The sequence below is a fragment of the Erythrobacter sp. genome (assembly GCF_038133525.1).
In the GTDB taxonomy this organism is placed as follows: domain Bacteria; phylum Pseudomonadota; class Alphaproteobacteria; order Sphingomonadales; family Sphingomonadaceae; genus Qipengyuania.
The window spans coordinates 1-14,664 of sequence record NZ_JAYPTL010000044.1 but is presented as its reverse complement, the minus strand read 5'-3'; the positions used below and the strand labels follow the sequence as shown (position 1 = coordinate 14,664).

13 protein-coding genes and 1 pseudogene are annotated in these 14,664 nt (G+C 60.3%); 3 read left to right on the top strand and 11 right to left on the bottom strand.

The window, feature by feature from the left end:
- Positions 1 to 87 precede the first annotated feature (87 nt).
- Entirely contained in the window at positions 88 to 879 is a 792-nt protein-coding gene (mazG, locus tag AAFM29_RS12000; protein WP_341713037.1) for a nucleoside triphosphate pyrophosphohydrolase, read from the top strand.
- Here the strand turns inward: mazG and AAFM29_RS11995 are convergent.
- The 9 genes from AAFM29_RS11995 to dusB form a co-directional block, all read right to left on the bottom strand.
- Positions 864 to 2,060 carry a CoA transferase gene (locus tag AAFM29_RS11995; protein ID WP_341713036.1) on the bottom strand — a complete coding sequence of 399 codons (1,197 nt, stop codon included), beginning with the start codon at positions 2,058 to 2,060 and terminating at the stop codon, positions 864 to 866. The two genes, mazG and AAFM29_RS11995, sit on opposite strands and share 16 nt — an antisense overlap.
- Positions 2,057 to 2,998, bottom strand: coding sequence for a hydroxymethylglutaryl-CoA lyase (locus AAFM29_RS11990; protein WP_341713035.1), 942 nt, complete (start codon positions 2,996 to 2,998; stop codon positions 2,057 to 2,059). The genes AAFM29_RS11995 and AAFM29_RS11990 overlap by 4 nt, the downstream gene beginning before the upstream one ends.
- 36 nt (positions 2,999 to 3,034) lie before the next feature.
- Positions 3,035 to 4,327, bottom strand: coding sequence for a GTPase HflX (hflX, locus tag AAFM29_RS11985; protein ID WP_341713034.1), 1,293 nt, complete (start codon positions 4,325 to 4,327; stop codon positions 3,035 to 3,037).
- Positions 4,328 to 4,344: 17 nt separating this feature from the next.
- A complete protein-coding gene (hfq, locus tag AAFM29_RS11980) occupies positions 4,345 to 4,887 on the bottom strand; it encodes an RNA chaperone Hfq (protein WP_341713033.1) in 543 nt (180 codons plus the stop codon).
- 165 nt (positions 4,888 to 5,052) lie between these two features.
- On the bottom strand, positions 5,053 to 6,438 hold the full coding sequence (locus AAFM29_RS11975) for a sigma-54 dependent transcriptional regulator (RefSeq protein WP_341713032.1): 1,386 nt from the start codon (positions 6,436 to 6,438) through the stop codon (positions 5,053 to 5,055).
- 26 nt (positions 6,439 to 6,464) lie between these two features.
- Positions 6,465 to 8,675 (bottom strand): ATP-binding protein, encoded by a 2,211-nt coding sequence (locus AAFM29_RS11970; protein WP_341713031.1) that lies wholly within the window; start codon positions 8,673 to 8,675, stop codon positions 6,465 to 6,467.
- Positions 8,676 to 8,737: 62 nt separating this feature from the next.
- Positions 8,738 to 10,150: a nitrogen regulation protein NR(I) gene (gene ntrC / locus AAFM29_RS11965; RefSeq protein ID WP_341713030.1), complete on the bottom strand. Its 1,413-nt coding sequence runs from the start codon at positions 10,148 to 10,150 to the stop codon at positions 8,738 to 8,740.
- Positions 10,151 to 10,159: 9 nt separating this feature from the next.
- Positions 10,160 to 11,221: an ATP-binding protein gene (locus tag AAFM29_RS11960; RefSeq protein WP_341713029.1), complete on the bottom strand. Its 1,062-nt coding sequence runs from the start codon at positions 11,219 to 11,221 to the stop codon at positions 10,160 to 10,162.
- Positions 11,218 to 12,237, bottom strand: coding sequence for a tRNA dihydrouridine synthase DusB (dusB, locus tag AAFM29_RS11955; RefSeq protein ID WP_341713028.1), 1,020 nt, complete (start codon positions 12,235 to 12,237; stop codon positions 11,218 to 11,220). The genes AAFM29_RS11960 and dusB overlap by 4 nt, the downstream gene beginning before the upstream one ends.
- A 79-nt stretch (positions 12,238 to 12,316) precedes the next feature.
- Between dusB and AAFM29_RS11950 the strand changes: the two genes are divergently transcribed.
- Both AAFM29_RS11950 and AAFM29_RS11945 read left to right on the top strand, forming a co-directional pair.
- Positions 12,317 to 13,462, top strand: a complete 1,146-nt coding sequence (locus AAFM29_RS11950) for a bifunctional 2-C-methyl-D-erythritol 4-phosphate cytidylyltransferase/2-C-methyl-D-erythritol 2,4-cyclodiphosphate synthase (protein ID WP_341713027.1) — start codon at positions 12,317 to 12,319, stop codon at positions 13,460 to 13,462.
- Positions 13,463 to 13,472: 10 nt separating this feature from the next.
- Positions 13,473 to 13,976, top strand: coding sequence for a CinA family protein (locus AAFM29_RS11945; RefSeq protein WP_341713026.1), 504 nt, complete (start codon positions 13,473 to 13,475; stop codon positions 13,974 to 13,976).
- Here the strand turns inward: AAFM29_RS11945 and AAFM29_RS11940 are convergent.
- Together AAFM29_RS11940 and AAFM29_RS11935 are read right to left on the bottom strand one after the other, a co-directional pair.
- Positions 13,937 to 14,395: a type II toxin-antitoxin system RatA family toxin gene (locus AAFM29_RS11940; RefSeq protein WP_341713025.1), complete on the bottom strand. Its 459-nt coding sequence runs from the start codon at positions 14,393 to 14,395 to the stop codon at positions 13,937 to 13,939. The genes AAFM29_RS11945 and AAFM29_RS11940 overlap by 40 nt on opposite strands.
- A pseudogene (locus AAFM29_RS11935) lies at positions 14,395 to 14,664 on the bottom strand (lipoyl synthase); the annotation flags it as partial. The pseudogene AAFM29_RS11935 and the gene AAFM29_RS11940, both read right to left, overlap by 1 nt.

The window sequence follows — 14,664 nt, the reverse complement described above, 5'->3', positions numbered from 1 at the left end:
TATTATCATCCGTGCGGTTCTCAGCCCTAAGTGGAGAGCGAACGACCGACCCTTCCGTGAAACGGCGGCCCCAGCTATGCGCGTCTCATGTCCGAACAGCTGAACCGTTTGTTGCATATCATGGCGCGATTGCGTGACCCACATCACGGCTGTGAATGGGACACAGCCCAGAACTTCGAAACGATTGCGCCCTATACGATCGAAGAAGCCTACGAAGTCGCTGATGCGATCTCGCGCGGTGACATGCGTGATCTCCGCGGTGAACTCGGCGATCTGCTGTTTCAGGTCGTCTTTCATTCACGCATGGCGGAGGAACAAGGTCATTTCCGCTTCGAAGATGTCGCTCAGGACATCTCGGACAAGATGGAAGCACGCCACCCGCACATCTTCGGAAGCGAAGGCGGCATAATGGAAGAAGGCCGGTGGGAAGATCTCAAGGCAGCCGAGCGTATGGCCGCCGGATCCACCAGCGCCATGGACGGAGTTGCCCTCGCCCTGCCTGCGCTCTTGCGATCACATAAATTGCAGAAGCGGGCGGCTCGTGTCGGATTTGAATGGCACGATGTCAAAGGCCCGATAGAGAAGCTTCGCGAGGAGATATCCGAACTCGAGGCGGCAGCAACCGAAGAGGAACGCCTGCTTGAGGCCGGTGATATCCTCTTCGTAGCAGTTAACATCGTCAGCCGCTTCGGAGTGGATGCCGAACAGGCTCTCCGTGCATCGAATGCAAAATTCGAACGTCGTTTCAAGCAGATGGAAGACTTTTCTCGCGCTGACGGACAGGATTTCGCCTCGCTCTCATTGGATGAGCAGGAGGTCTACTGGCAGCGAGTGAAAGCAGAAGAGCGCAAACGAGCTGAGATTCAGACGACACCTTGAGCCTCGAGCCTGGTGAGTTCCTCTTCCCCGATGCCCAGGATCGAACCGTAGACCTCGAAATTGTCCTGCCCCGGCACTGCGGGGGCTGGCCGCCGGATACCCGACGGAGTCTTTGACAGCCTGGGAAACGCGTTCTGCATTCTGATCGGTCCGCGGGACTGCGTCTCTACTTCAACAATCGCCTCGCGCACCCGAAAATGTGGGTCTGCCACCATATCCTTCGCCGTATAGACCCTGCCCGCAGGGATCGAATGGTCGACCATGGCCTGTTCCACTTCGTCCATCGTCAAGGTCGATGTCCACGCATTGATCCGTTCATCGAGCTCCGCCTGGTGCTCACCCCGCGCAAGATGCGTCATATAGCGAGGATCTTTGGCCAGTTCGGGTTGCCCCATTGCCTCTGCCAGTCGGACAAAGATCCCGTCCTTGTTCGCCCCGATCATGAAGGGGCCATCCTTGCAGGCATAGACGTTGGATGGGGCGATACCTGGTAAGATCGAGCCCGAGCGTTCGCGAATGTAGCCGTTGTGGTCGTATTCGGGAACCAGACCCTCCATCACCTGAAGCACTGCTTCGTAGAGGGCCGCATCGATCACCTGCCCCTCACCCGTCCGCCCCCGGTGATGCAACGCCGCCAGCACGCCCATCGTTCCATAGGTTGCGCACAGCGTATCGCCGATAGATATGCCCATCCTCGCCGGCGGGCGGTCCGGATCGCCCACGATATAACGCCAGCCCCCCATTGCCTCGCCGATGCCGCCAAAGCCCGCGCGCTGCGAATACGGGCCATCCTGCCCATATCCCGACATGCGCACGACGATCAGTGACGGTTTCGCATCCAGCAGATCATCGGGAGAAAGACCCCATTTCTCCAGCGTACCGGGCTTGAAGTTCTCGACGACTACGTCGGCAGTCATGATCAGGCGCCGTACAAGCTCCTGGCCCTCCGGGACACGAAGATTGCAGGTTACCGAGCGCTTGTTTCGCGCAATAACCTCCCACTGAACCTTCTCGGCACCCTGCCCCCACTTGCGCATCGGATCACCAGCCCCGGGAGGCTCCACCTTGATTACGTCCGCCCCCATGTCGCCCAACAATTGGCCGCAAAAGGGCCCTGCAATCAGCTGACCCAACTCGATGACGCGAAGGCCCGCCAAGGCCCCTGAGCCGGAGGTGATCATTTCCGTGCACCTGCCAAGGAATGGTCCTTTGCGGGAAACAGCCCGGCCTTGGCCACCATTGATGGCAGCTGCTTTTCCATCTGCGTTCCAAGCCAAAGATTGGCGTCTATTAGCGCCTCTAGATTCAGCCCGGTCTCAATACCTGCCCGCTGGAGCATGTAGACGACATCCTCGGTTGCAACGTTGCCGGTTGCTGCAGGGGCAAACGGGCAGCCGCCCAAACCACCAATCGATGCATCGACTACGCTCGCACCCGCGCCAATTGCGGCCCAGACATTGGCAAGGCCGGTCCCTCGCGTATTATGGAAATGCACCCGGACAGGGATCGGCGCGATAGCCTCGCGCACGCGTGCCACAAGTTGTTCGACATGCGCCGGGTCCGCCACGCCAATCGTGTCGGCCAGCGCCAATTCGACCGGCCCCGCTTCGCAAAGCCTCGAGGCAATCTCGACAACGTAGTCATGGCTGACTTCGCCCTCGAACGGGCAACCGAATGCTACAGCTATCGTCGCCTGTCCGGTGAGGCCTGCGGCCCTCGCCTGATCGATGATATCGCGGGAGATCTGGACCGAGTCCTGGCTGGTTTGACCTTGATTGGCCATACCGAACCGATCGGTGGCCGTCGCGACCGCGCCTAGCTGGTCGATCCGACCGGTGGCGATCGCGCGATCGGCTCCGCGGCCATTCATAACCAGACCGATATAGGTGACGTCCGCTCGCCGAGGCAGGCCAGCGCACACCTCTTCCGCATCGGCCATTTGCGGTACTGCCCGCGGATTCACGAAACTGGTTACTTCGATGCGGCGTGATCCGGCACCAATGGCGCGTTCAATCAGGATGAGCTTGTCTGCAGGTGAAAGCAGGCGCTTTTCATTCTGCAGGCCATCACGAGGACCAACCTCGACCAGTTCGATAGCTGACGGGTATCTCTCAACCATGGTCAATCGCACTCCGGCCCACCAGCGTCGCTGCTCCTAGAGGCTCTGGTAGCGACCGAAGTCCTTCTCCGAAAGCTTGACGACGAGACGCCGTTTGCCCGTCTCGCCCTTCGCCTCATCGGCAAGGACATTCCCGTGCTGGTGGAGCCAGGCCAGCCTGCGTCCGTCTCCCGCTGCCAGTTCCAGCTCGTAGGTCCGCGCAGCGGAGGTCAGAAGGCTTTCAAGGCGGGCCAGAAGGCGATCGACACCCTCCCCCGTCAAGGCGGAGATCGGAACGATGTCATCATCCGACGCAGCAACCTGCATTAACTCGGCTCGATCTTCGGCTCCAAGCAGGTCAAACTTGTTCCACGCCTCGACGATCGGAATTGTGGTCGTCTCACCCTGGGCATCAACCACCCCAAGATCCGCCAGCACCTGCAAGACCTGCTTTTTCTGCGCATCGCTCGACGGGTTGGAGACATCGCGAACATGGCAGATCACGTCGGCAGCGGTCACTTCTTCCAATGTGGCACGAAACGCCGCAACCAGCTGCGTTGGAAGGTCGGAAATGAATCCAACCGTGTCCGACAGGATCGCCTTTTCGACCCCAGGCAGGGCGATGGCTCGCATTGTCGGATCGAGGGTAGCGAACAGCAGGTCCTCCGCCATCACCTCTGCACCAGTCAATCGGTTGAAAAGGGTGGACTTTCCGGCATTCGTGTAGCCGACGAGCGCGATCACCGGCCATGGCGCCCGCTCCCGCCGTTCGCGATGAAGGCCGCGGGTCTTGCGAACCTGCTCCAATTCCTTGCTCAACCGAGCCATGCGCTGCCGGATCATCCGGCGGTCTGCTTCGATCTGGGTTTCGCCCGGCCCGCCTAAAAAGCCAAAACCGCCGCGCTGACGTTCGAGGTGAGTCCAGCTGCGAACCAGGCGGCTTTGCTGATAGTCCAAGTGAGCAAGCTCGACCTGAAGGCGCCCCTCAGCAGTGGCCGCACGCTCGCCGAAAATCTCCAGGATCAGCCCCGTGCGATCGATGACCTTGCGTCCAAGCTTTTCCTCGAGGTTGCGTTGTTGGATCGGGCTCAGCGCACCGTCCACGACAACGAGTTCGGCTTCGTTCTGTTCGCAGGCGATACGAATATTCTCGACCTGCCCCGCCCCGAACAACAGGTTTGGACGGACCTGACGCACTGGCAGAACGAAGCTGTCTGCCACCACAGTCCCTATTGCGAGTGCCAGCCCCTCGGCCTCTGCCAGGCGCGACTCCGCATCGAGGTCGTACGCGACCCCGCGGATATCGGGACACACGACGAGGGCCCGCGCACCGCGCGAAACTTCGCCCATCAAATCATCGTCGAAACTCAGCTGTCGCTCTCTTCCCAATCCTCGGTCAGGTCGACCGGCGTGGTCGGCTGAATCGTGGACACGGCATGCTTGTAAGCCAGCTGTACGTAGCCGTCACGTTCGAGCAGCATGCAGAAAAGGTCGTAAGCCGCGATCTTGCCTTGCAACATCACGCCATTGACGAGGAACATCGTCACCTGTGCCTCGGCCTGGCGAACGCGGGTCAGGAACACGTCCTGGAGCAAGCGCTGCTTGGCGTTCGAATTCTGGCTTGCAAACTGCGATGCATCGACGGGTTGCGCGGGCATGATCGTGCTGATCGCGTGCTTGTAAACAAGCTGCGATTGGCCGTCCCGCCGCAACAGGATCGAGAAATTGTCAAACCAGGTAACTATGCCCTGCAGCTTCACGCCCTTGACCAGGAACATCGTTACCGGGGTCTTGTTCTTACGAAGCAAGTTCAGGAACGCGTCCTGCAGATTTCCTTGCCGCTGGCCTCCGCCGTCCCCACTCGCGGGCTTTGCCGGCCGTGGACGGGCAGATAGCGTACGTTCGGACATTGCTGTCTCTCCATATTCTTGGCGGAAAGGGTCATCCGCATCTGGGTGCCCACCGCACCCGCAAGCACGCGGCAGGACGCCACGCACAACTTATTTAGGCGATGTCGCCCAATTTCCGCAATGATTGTATTGCTTTTCGTCGAAGCAGTAAGGATTTGAGCGAAATCAGCCCTTGCGTTCGCCAGGCTTTTTGTCGGCCATTCCCAGCAGCTTCAGTTTGCGGTGCAGTGCCGAACGTTCCATCCCGATGAAGGACGCGGTTTTCGAAATATTGCCCGAAAAGCGCCGGATCTGGATCGCCAGATATTCGCGTTCAAAATTCTCGCGTGCTTCCCTGAGCGGCGCCCCCATCAATGCAGCAACCCCGCTGTTACCTCCCAGCTTGCCCCCCAGCACCTCTTCCGGAAGCATCGAAGCTTCGATCTCTTCGAGCTGATCGCGTGGTGTCAGAATGATTGTACGTTCCACCACATTGCGCAGCTGACGCACATTGCCCGGCCAATCATAGGCCTGAAGCGCGGCCATCGCTTCTTCGCTGATAGTGGGGGGACGAATGCCTTGCTCGGCTGCGTAGTGGGTGAAGAATGTTTCCGCCAATGCCGGAATATCGTCACGCCGCTCGGCCAGGGAGGGAACCTCGACCGGAACCACATTCAGGCGATAGAACAGGTCTTCGCGGAAGCGCTTCTCTTCCATTTCCTTCTGCAGGTCGCGAGCCGTCGAAGACACCACGCGGACGTCCACTCCAATCTGCCGCGAACCGCCCACGCGCACAAAGCTTTGCTCTGTGAGCACCCGAAGGATGCGCGCCTGGGTGGACAGCGGCATATCCGCCACCTCGTCCAGATAGAGTGTGCCACCATCCGCCATTTCAAGGAGGCCCGGGCGAACCAGCTTGCCCTCGGCTTCCTCACCGAACAGTTCTTCCTCGAAGCGTTCGGGCGTGATCCTTGCCGAATTGACGATCACGAAGGTCTTGTCGGCACGCGGACTCCAGCTGTGCAGCAAACGAGCGGCAACCTCCTTGCCGGTTCCGGCCGGTCCGCTGATCAATACTCGACTACCGGTGCTGGCGACGCGCTTGAGCGTCGCCCGGACAGCATTGATAGCGGCCGAGTTACCCTGGAACTCTCCGCCCTGAGCCATTCCCTCGCGCAAACGGCTATTCTCACGCCGCAGTCGCTCCGTCTCCGTCGCGCGGCCGACGAGGTGCAACAGCCGCTCGGCCTCGAACGGCTTTTCGATGAAGTCCACCGCGCCACGGCTCACCGCGCTCACTGCGGTATCGATATTCCCATGACCAGAGAAGACGATGACCGGAAGGTCCGGCTCGCGCAGTTTGATCGCGTCCAATACCTCAAGCCCGTCCATCGGGCTTCCGTGAAGCCACACATCAAGCAGGACCAGGGAAGGCCTGCGCGCATCGACTTCCTTGAGCGCGTTGGTGCTGTCACCGGCTGTGCGGCATTCATAACCTTCATCGCTGAGGACACCGGCCACGAGCTCGCGAATATCGCGTTCATCGTCGACGATCAGGATGTCGAGAGCCATTGCCTGCTACCTTCTGTCATGTTGTATCAATGCCCCTCCCCCGATGCGGGAAGGGGATCCCGGGCAAAACGCATAGTGACGCGCGTGCCGCCGCTTTCGACAGAGGAGAAGTTCATTTCCCCTCCGTGTTCCTCGACGATCTTGTTGACGATGGCCAGACCGAGCCCGGTGCCCTTCTCTCGCGTCGTCACGTAAGGTTCGAGAATCCGCTCGCGGTCCTGCGGCAAACCGATGCCGTTGTCTTCGATCGCGATTGTCAGCGAGTTCTCACTTTCGGTCACCGTAACGGCGATCTTCCCGCGATAATCGGGTTCGGCGTTCTGCGCCTTTGCCTCGATCGCTTCAAAGGCGTTCTTGAGGATGTTGGTGATTGCCTGGCCGAACTGGTGCCTGTCGCACTGGATCCTGATGGGCCCATCGTTGGCGCAACGCAGGCTGTAATTGACATGCGGATGTCCCACCTCCTGCAGGAAGAGCGATTGCCTCACGAGGTCGAGCGCATCTTCCGGTCGGAATACGGGTTTGGGCAGGCGTGCGAAGCTAGAAAACTCATCGACCATCTTCCGCAGATCGCCGACCTGCCGGATAATCGTGCTGGTCAACTCGTCGAAAAGCTCTCCATCCTGCTCGATCTGCTTGCGATAGCGACGCCGAAGCCTTTCGGTCGCAAGCTGGATCGGCGTGAGTGGATTCTTGATCTCGTGCGCGATCCGCCGGGCAACGTCCGACCACGCAGCCTGGCGCTGATCGAGCAGCTGGCGCGTAATATCCTCGAACGTAATCACGTGCCCTTCAGCTTCGGGACTAAGCTTGACCGCAAGCGTCAGGAGCTCGCCGCGCCGCGAATGGCTGACCACACCATGGGTCAGGTTGGCTTCGACCATGACAGCGATCTGAGGGGCAAGTTCGTAGAGGGTCGTCGGTTGTGGCTGTGCGGTGGCGTCATCCATCAGCATCGCCTGTGCCGGCGCATTCATCAGCAGGACGTTGCGATCACTGTCGATCGAAATGATCCCCGCGCTAACGGATTCGAGAACGGCCTCGATGAAGCTCCGCCGTTCCTCCAGCTCGGCATTGGCCGAAACAAGGGCATCGGTCTGACGCTCGATCTGCGACGTCATCCGATTGAAAGCGCGGTTGAGCAGGCCGATCTCATCGGCGCCCGTTCGCCCTTCCACCCGCAGAGCGAAATTGCCAGCCCCCACTTCGCGCGCAGCCGCAACAAGATCAGTTAGCGGCTCAACCTGTCGATCGGCAAAGCGCAAGGCAAACCATACGGCCACACCCACCAGACCCAGGCTGACGAAGAACAAGGCAAGATTGAAGCGCAGCTGAAGCGCGCGGGCGCGTTTAGTCAGCTCATCATAGGCCGTCGAGATCGAGCGTGCATTCTCCCAACTGCGAAAGCTTGCAGCCTCTGCGTTACGAGCCGTGTAAAGGTATATCCCGGTATCGCGATCGATCGGTGCGACTGCCTCAATGCGCTCTGGACTGCCCCGAACCACTACCTGCTCGCCCTTTGTGAGCCTTGGCAGAGTGCTTTCAGCAAAAGGCTTCGGATCGCTGTCTTCCGAAATGCCATAGACGACAGCGGTGCGCATGGATCCATCGGGCAGTGCCTGGAGGATCGCGCTCTCGATGACATCGCGCGGTTCCGCCTGGTATTGGTAGACCAGGGCGAAATTGGGATCGGTAACGCGAACCCGCTCGAGGATCGCCCGCATATCCATCGCCATGGATATGGTTTCGTTACCGAGATCGAGCTGGTTCTCTTCGTAATAGTTTTCCGCCAGCCTGTTGGCATTCTCCATCAGCCCGCGGGAATTGTCCGAGAACCAGAAATCAACACCGGACTGGAACAGGAAGGCCGCGAACCCGGCAACAAGCAAGGTCGGCACAGCCGCGATCATGGAAAAGAAGAACACCAGGCGGACATGGAGCCTAGCCGTGCTCCCTGCGGCGCGACGCAAGGCGAGGCGACGCCCCGCCAGGACCAGCAGGGCCATCGCTGGGATCAGCGTCCCGATCAGCAGGCCTGCCACCTGCCGACTAGGCAGCAGCTGCCCATTGGGCGGCGCCGTGGTGAATGCCGCCCAGGTGCTGGCAACCATCACCAGAAATGCGACGCCAAAGAAGACCTCGAGATATCCGAAAAGGTTGGCCCGACGCGACGCCACGACGAACCTGCGCCACCAGCGCGGGGTCGATCGGGACTGGGGACGCGCCTGACTCGCCATCGTGGCCGTCTTACAACAGCCGTGTTGCAATCCTGCAAGTGCAAATGCGACGAAGCGCGCTTTTATCGCCGCTTCGTGAAGGAATCCGGGGTGATCCCCAGCTCACTCAGGCGTTTGCGCAAAGTGTTGCGATTGATCCCCAGCAATTGGGCCGCGCGCAGCTGGTTTCCATCGGTCTCGCGCAAGGCATGTTCGAAGAGAGGCTTCTCGAATGACGCCAATGCTGCGTGGTACAGCGTGCCTCGTGCCGGCCCGTGAACAGAAAGCCAGTCGGTCAATGCACTCTCGAAACCGTCACGAATGGAAGCCGTATTGCCGTCAGCTTCTGCAGGCACACAGTCCTGGACGGTAGTGACATCGATGACCTCGTCCCGGGCAAGCAAGGCCAGGCGAAAGACCACATTGCGCAACTCGCGCACGTTGCCAGGCCATTGGCGTGCCGCAAGCAAGGCAATCGCGTCTTCGCCAACCTGTCGCCTAGGCAGGCCCTCCGTGGCCGCTTGGACAAGAAAATGACGAACCAGAGCGGCGATATCCTCGCGCCTCTCTCGCAACGGCGGCAGATGGATCGGAACAACGTTTAGCCGGTAATAAAGGTCTTCGCGAAAGCGGCCGTCGGCGATCATCGGAACCAAGTCTCGATTGGTTGCGGCAATGATGCGCACATCGACTCCGATCTCCTGGCGCCCCCCCACCCTTCGGATCCGCCCCGACTGGAGCGCCCTGAGCAACCGGGTCTGCGCCTCTGCCGGCATGTCCCCGATCTCATCGAGAAACAGCGTGCCTCCATTTGCCTGTTCGAACTTGCCGATCTGTTGACTGACGGCCCCGGTGAACGCCCCGCGTTCATGGCCGAACAACTCGCTCTCAAGCAGATCATGCGGAATTGCCGCCATGTTGACGGCAATGAAGGGGCCCGACTTGCGCGCGCCAAGTTCATGGATCGCCTCGGCAACCAGTTCCTTGCCCGTGCCGCTTTCGCCCGTAACCAGAACCGTCAGATCATTCCGCAACACGCGAGTGATCATCCGATAGACACCCTGCATGGCCGGGCTTCGGCCGATCAGCGGCAGTGCGCCTTCGTCACTCTCATTCCCATTCGAAACACTGGGGCGGTTGGCCACCGCCTGCCGCACCGCTTGGGTAAGCTCGTCGAGATCGAACGGTTTGGGGAAATATTCGAAGGCGTGGCTGTCACTCGCACGTACTGCAGTATCAAGCGTGTTCTGCGCCGACAGCACGATCACCGGCATATCCGGCGCGTACGCGCGCACCGTGTCGATCGACGCCAACCCGTCGCCATCTTCGAGGATGACGTCAGTCAGCATGACGTCGAAGCAGCCATCCGCCAGCAAGGCGTCGCGTCGTGCAATGCTCTCGCACGCCGTGACGTCAAATCCTTCCTCGCGGAGTGCCTCGGTTATAACCGTGGCAATACCCTTGTCGTCTTCGACCAGCAGGACCGAATGCGTCATCTTTATCCCCTACCCCGCCACCGGCAGGTTGATACGGAAATGGGTAAGGCCGGCTCGCTCGTCACGCTCATGGGCAATGCGCCCGCCCATGTCGCGCAGGAGTTTCCGGACCAACGCCAGGCCAAGTCCTTGTCCGTGTGGCTTGCTTGAGACGAAGGGCTCAAACACGTGGTCACGAAGTGCAGGGTCGATGCCTGGACCTGCATCGGTCACCGTTATTTCGATTGGAAGGCGCGTGGCCTTTCCAAGCCGTATCGCGCTGAACACCAGTCCGCTGACAAAGCGCGTCCTTACCGTCACGCGCGGATGATCGAGCCCGGCGCTGGCATCACAAGCATTGGCGATCAGATTGATGAGCACTTGCTCGAGCGCACCAGCATCGGCAGCCACTGGTGGGAGCGAGGGGTCGAACTCCTCGACGAGCTCACAACCCTCGCCCCGTCCGGCCCGAACCGTGGCCATTGCGTTTCGAATGGCCTCGTGCAGATTGCACGGTCCGCTTACGACGATCGGTTTGCTGCCGAGCTGCTGCATTCGATCAATCAGCTGCGCAATCCGATCCACTTCTGCCGAAATCATCTTTGCCAGTGGTTTGTCGCGCGCATCCACACGCCGGGCCAGCAACTGGCTGGCTCCACGGATAGCGGAAAGCGGATTCTTGATTTCATGCGCAAGGACGGCCGGGGCCCGAAGTTCGACCCGCTCCTCGTCGTCATCGCGCACTTCAGCCTGCCCAACGTCCGAAAGGGTCACCACCCGCCACCCTGGATGGCTCGGCAGCGGTGAGCTGGTAAGATTAACGATCCGGTCGCGCTGAACGGTTCCAACGAGGATCCCGCGAGCAATCAACTGCGTATCGACCGTGATCAGGTTGTCGCGCACCCGCTCTTCTTCGATCGACAACACTTCGAGCAATCGAGTTCCGACCAGTCTTTGCGCGCTGCGGCCCAACATCTCTTCAGCGGCAGCGTTGGCTTCGGCAATACGCCCCTCATCATCGATGAGCACTACCGCAAAGATCAAACCAGCGATCTGAGCAGCTGGCCCGGGTGGTATCGGCGCTTCGCTCACGCAGCCTGGCGCCGCAGCAGCGGCTCATAAAATCGATCAAGTTCATCAAGAACTTCAGATGGATCAGATATGAAGTTTACATGATTCCGAAAATCGGCTGATCCCCGCAGGCCCTTTGTATACCAACCCAGGTGCTTGCGAGCGATCTTTACCCCAACGGGTGGCGTGTAATGATCCAGCATCGCCTTGTAGTGCTCAACCAGTACAGCGTATTGCTCATCGATATCCGGTTCATGAAGTGCTTCGCCGGTGCGCCACCAATGCATTATCTGGCCCAACAGCCATGGCTTGCCATAGGCACCGCGCCCGATCATCACGCCGTCGGCACCCGATTGTTCGAGTGCCCGCGCCGCGTCCTCGATCCCGCGGATATCGCCGTTCACAATTACCGGGATAGCCACCGCATCCTTGACCTTCCGCACAAAGGCCCAATCCGCCTCACCTCGGTACATCTGGTTTCGCGTACGGCCGTGCACCGTGATCATCCTGACCCCGATATCCTCGGCAATTCGCGCAAGTTCGGGCGCATTCAGGCTATCGTGATCCCAACCCATGCGCATCTTCACCGTCACCGGTACATCAACCGCCTTCACCGTCGCTTCCATCAGCTTAACGGCTAGCGGTACTTCCCGCATCAAGGCCGACCCGGCAAACTGGCCGACGACCTTGCGGACAGGACAGCCAAAATTGATGTCGATGATCGCGGCGCCGTTACCTTCCTGCAGCTTAGCCGCCTCGGCCATGCTCGAAGGATCGCAACCAACCAGTTGCATCGACACCGGCTCCTCGATCGGGTCCCACTCTGCCTTCTGGATGCTAACGCGTGTTTCCCGGATCGCAGCTTCACTCGCGATCATCTCGGTTACGTTGAGGCCTGAGCCATAGCGCCGCACGAGCCGCCGGAACGGCAGATCGGTCACGCCCGTCATCGGGGCCAGGATCACCGGTGTATCGATGGTCACCGGGCCGACTTGGATCGGCTTCGGCTGGACCGGAGGGAGAGGGATTGCGCTCATCTTGGAAGTGTGCCTAATAATTGGGCAGGCACATAGTGCGTTGCGGCAATTACGGCAAGTCGCTAGCGCGCGGAGCTGAATGTCGGCACCTCGCGCCCCCCTACCCCCTTTCGCCGCGGTTATCGTCGCCGCGGGCAAGGGTCTGCGCGCCGGTCAGCCACTGCCAAAGCAATTCGCTCTGTGGCGCGGCAAGCCGGTGCTGAGGCATTCTGCGGAAGCGTTGCTGGAGGCCGGGGCGGCGCCACTGGTCATTGCCATCCCAGAAAATGGCGAGGAGCAGGCGAATGTCGCGTTGGCAGGCCTCGACGGTTTCGAACTCGTCAGCGGAGGCGAAACACGCCAGCAATCGGTTGCTGCGGCCCTTGAGCGGATAGGGCATGCCGAGCGGGTTCTTATCCACGATGCGGCACGGCCCAACCTCCTACTCCCGGTCATCGAGCGATTGCTTGACGCTCTCGAATCCCATCCCGGTGCCATACCCGTCCTTCCTGTCGTCGACAGCCTGGCCATCGCTGAGAATGGCGAGATGGCTGGTACGGCGACCCGAGAAGAACTGAGACGTGTGCAAACCCCGCAGGCCTTCCGTTTTACCGATATCCTCGCGGCGCATCGCGAATGGCATGGGCAATCCAACGCGGGCGACGATGCGCAGGTTCTGCGAGCTGCCGGCGGCAGGGTTGCCCTCGTCGATGGTGACGAAATTCTGGCCAAGCTGACATTTGCGGAGGATTTCATGGCTGCATTGCCCGCGGTTCGAACCGGGATGGGCTTTGACGTGCATCGCTTGGGCGCCGGGGAAGAGCTTTGGCTAGGTGGCGTCAAGATCCACCACGACAAGGGCCTCATCGGTCACAGCGACGCAGATGTTGCGCTCCATGCGCTCACCGACGCGATACTTGGTGCCATCGGTGACGGCGACATCGGGACCCATTTCCCTCCCTCAGATCCGCAATGGAAGGGTGCGAGCAGCGACAGGTTCCTGGTTCATGCTGCTGATCTCGTGTGCGAAAACGCTTACACCATTGCCAATGTCGACCTCACCATCATCTGCGAGGAACCGAAAATCGGTCCGCACCGCCCGGCAATGCGTACGCGCATCGCAGAGCTGCTCAGCGTTGACACGGGCGCTGTAAGCGTGAAGGCGACCACGACCGAGCGGCTGGGATTCACTGGCCGCGGCGAGGGAATTGCGGCGCAAGCCATCGTTACGCTCGTTCGGATCTGACGGAGGTTGCATGTCTCGGCAGTCGCTATTGCCCAAGGATATCGAAAAGCTCGCGCTGCAAGTCGTAGAGCAAAATGCGGCTGCTGGACGCAAAGTAGCATTGGCAGAAAGCTGCACCGGTGGTCTGGTGGCTGCGGCGATCACCGAGATCGCCGGTTCCTCGGCAGTGCTGGACCGTGGTTTCGTGACCTATTCGAACGAATCGAAGATGGAGAGCCTCGACGTACCGCTCGACATCATCGAGACCTTTGGCGCTGTTTCAATTGCATGCGCATGGGCCATGGCCAAGGGGGCGCTGGAACACTCCAGCGCAGATGTCGCCGTTGCCATCAGCGGCGTGGCAGGGCCCGGCGGTGGATCCGACCTCAAGCCCGTTGGAACTGTGGTTTTCGCCCGAGTTGTCAGGGGCAAGGAAGGCGAACCAGAGGGCGAGCTGAAGCACTTCGAGCCCATCTCGCGCGCCGAAGTGCGCCGTCAGGCAACGCTTTGCGCGCTGGAGTTGTTGCTGCCGTAAAGTTCGTTGGCACGCATTTCGAACGCACTGACCATCTTGCGAAAGGCGCGGTCGAAATACTGGCCTGCCAGCGCCTCGAACACTGCATTACGGAAAGTGAAGTCCACCGAAAACTCGACCTCGCAGCCACCTTCGGCAGGCGTAAAGTGCCAGTCATTGTCGAGATCCCGCAGAGGGCCGTCGACGTAGAACACCTCAATATGGGCAGGGCGTTGCTTTTCGACCCGCGATGTGAACTTTTCCCGGATCGCCTTGAAGCCAACCAGCATGTCGGCAACCATCTCGCTGTCGCTATCCGATCGAATGCGCGTGGCAACGACCCAAGGGAGAAACTTGGGGTAACTCGCCACATCTGCGACCAGGTCGAACATCTGGTCACAAGTATATGGTAGGAAGCGCGTTTCCCGAATTCCCGGCATTACCCCGCCTGCTTGGCCAGCTTCACTTCGCGCGCCGCACGCATTTGCGCAAAATCGTCACCAGCGTGATAGCTTGAGCGGGTCAGCGGGCTTGCCGCCACCTGGAGGAAGCCTTTCGCGCGCGCAATCGCGCCATAGGCGGCGAACTGCTTTGGCGTGACGAATTCCTCAACCTTGGCGTGCTTCGGCGTTGGCTGCAGGTATTGCCCCATGGTGATGAAATCGATGTCGGCGCTGTGCATGTCGTCCATCACCTGGTGCACGTCGTG

Coding starts and splice junctions, on each gene's coding strand:
- mazG (WP_341713037.1), top strand. CDS start 88: ATGTCCGAACAGCTGAACCGTTTGTTGCATATCATGGCGCGATTGCGT.
- AAFM29_RS11995 (WP_341713036.1), bottom strand. CDS start 2,060: ATGATCACCTCCGGCTCAGGGGCCTTGGCGGGCCTTCGCGTCATCGAG.
- AAFM29_RS11990 (WP_341713035.1), bottom strand. CDS start 2,998: ATGGTTGAGAGATACCCGTCAGCTATCGAACTGGTCGAGGTTGGTCCT.
- hflX (WP_341713034.1), bottom strand. CDS start 4,327: ATGGGCGAAGTTTCGCGCGGTGCGCGGGCCCTCGTCGTGTGTCCCGAT.
- hfq (WP_341713033.1), bottom strand. CDS start 4,887: ATGTCCGAACGTACGCTATCTGCCCGTCCACGGCCGGCAAAGCCCGCG.
- AAFM29_RS11975 (WP_341713032.1), bottom strand. CDS start 6,438: ATGGCTCTCGACATCCTGATCGTCGACGATGAACGCGATATTCGCGAG.
- AAFM29_RS11970 (WP_341713031.1), bottom strand. CDS start 8,675: ATGGCGAGTCAGGCGCGTCCCCAGTCCCGATCGACCCCGCGCTGGTGG.
- ntrC (WP_341713030.1), bottom strand. CDS start 10,150: ATGACGCATTCGGTCCTGCTGGTCGAAGACGACAAGGGTATTGCCACG.
- dusB (WP_341713028.1), bottom strand. CDS start 12,237: ATGAGCGCAATCCCTCTCCCTCCGGTCCAGCCGAAGCCGATCCAAGTC.
- AAFM29_RS11950 (WP_341713027.1), top strand. CDS start 12,317: ATGTCGGCACCTCGCGCCCCCCTACCCCCTTTCGCCGCGGTTATCGTC.
- AAFM29_RS11945 (WP_341713026.1), top strand. CDS start 13,473: ATGTCTCGGCAGTCGCTATTGCCCAAGGATATCGAAAAGCTCGCGCTG.
- AAFM29_RS11940 (WP_341713025.1), bottom strand. CDS start 14,395: ATGCCGGGAATTCGGGAAACGCGCTTCCTACCATATACTTGTGACCAG.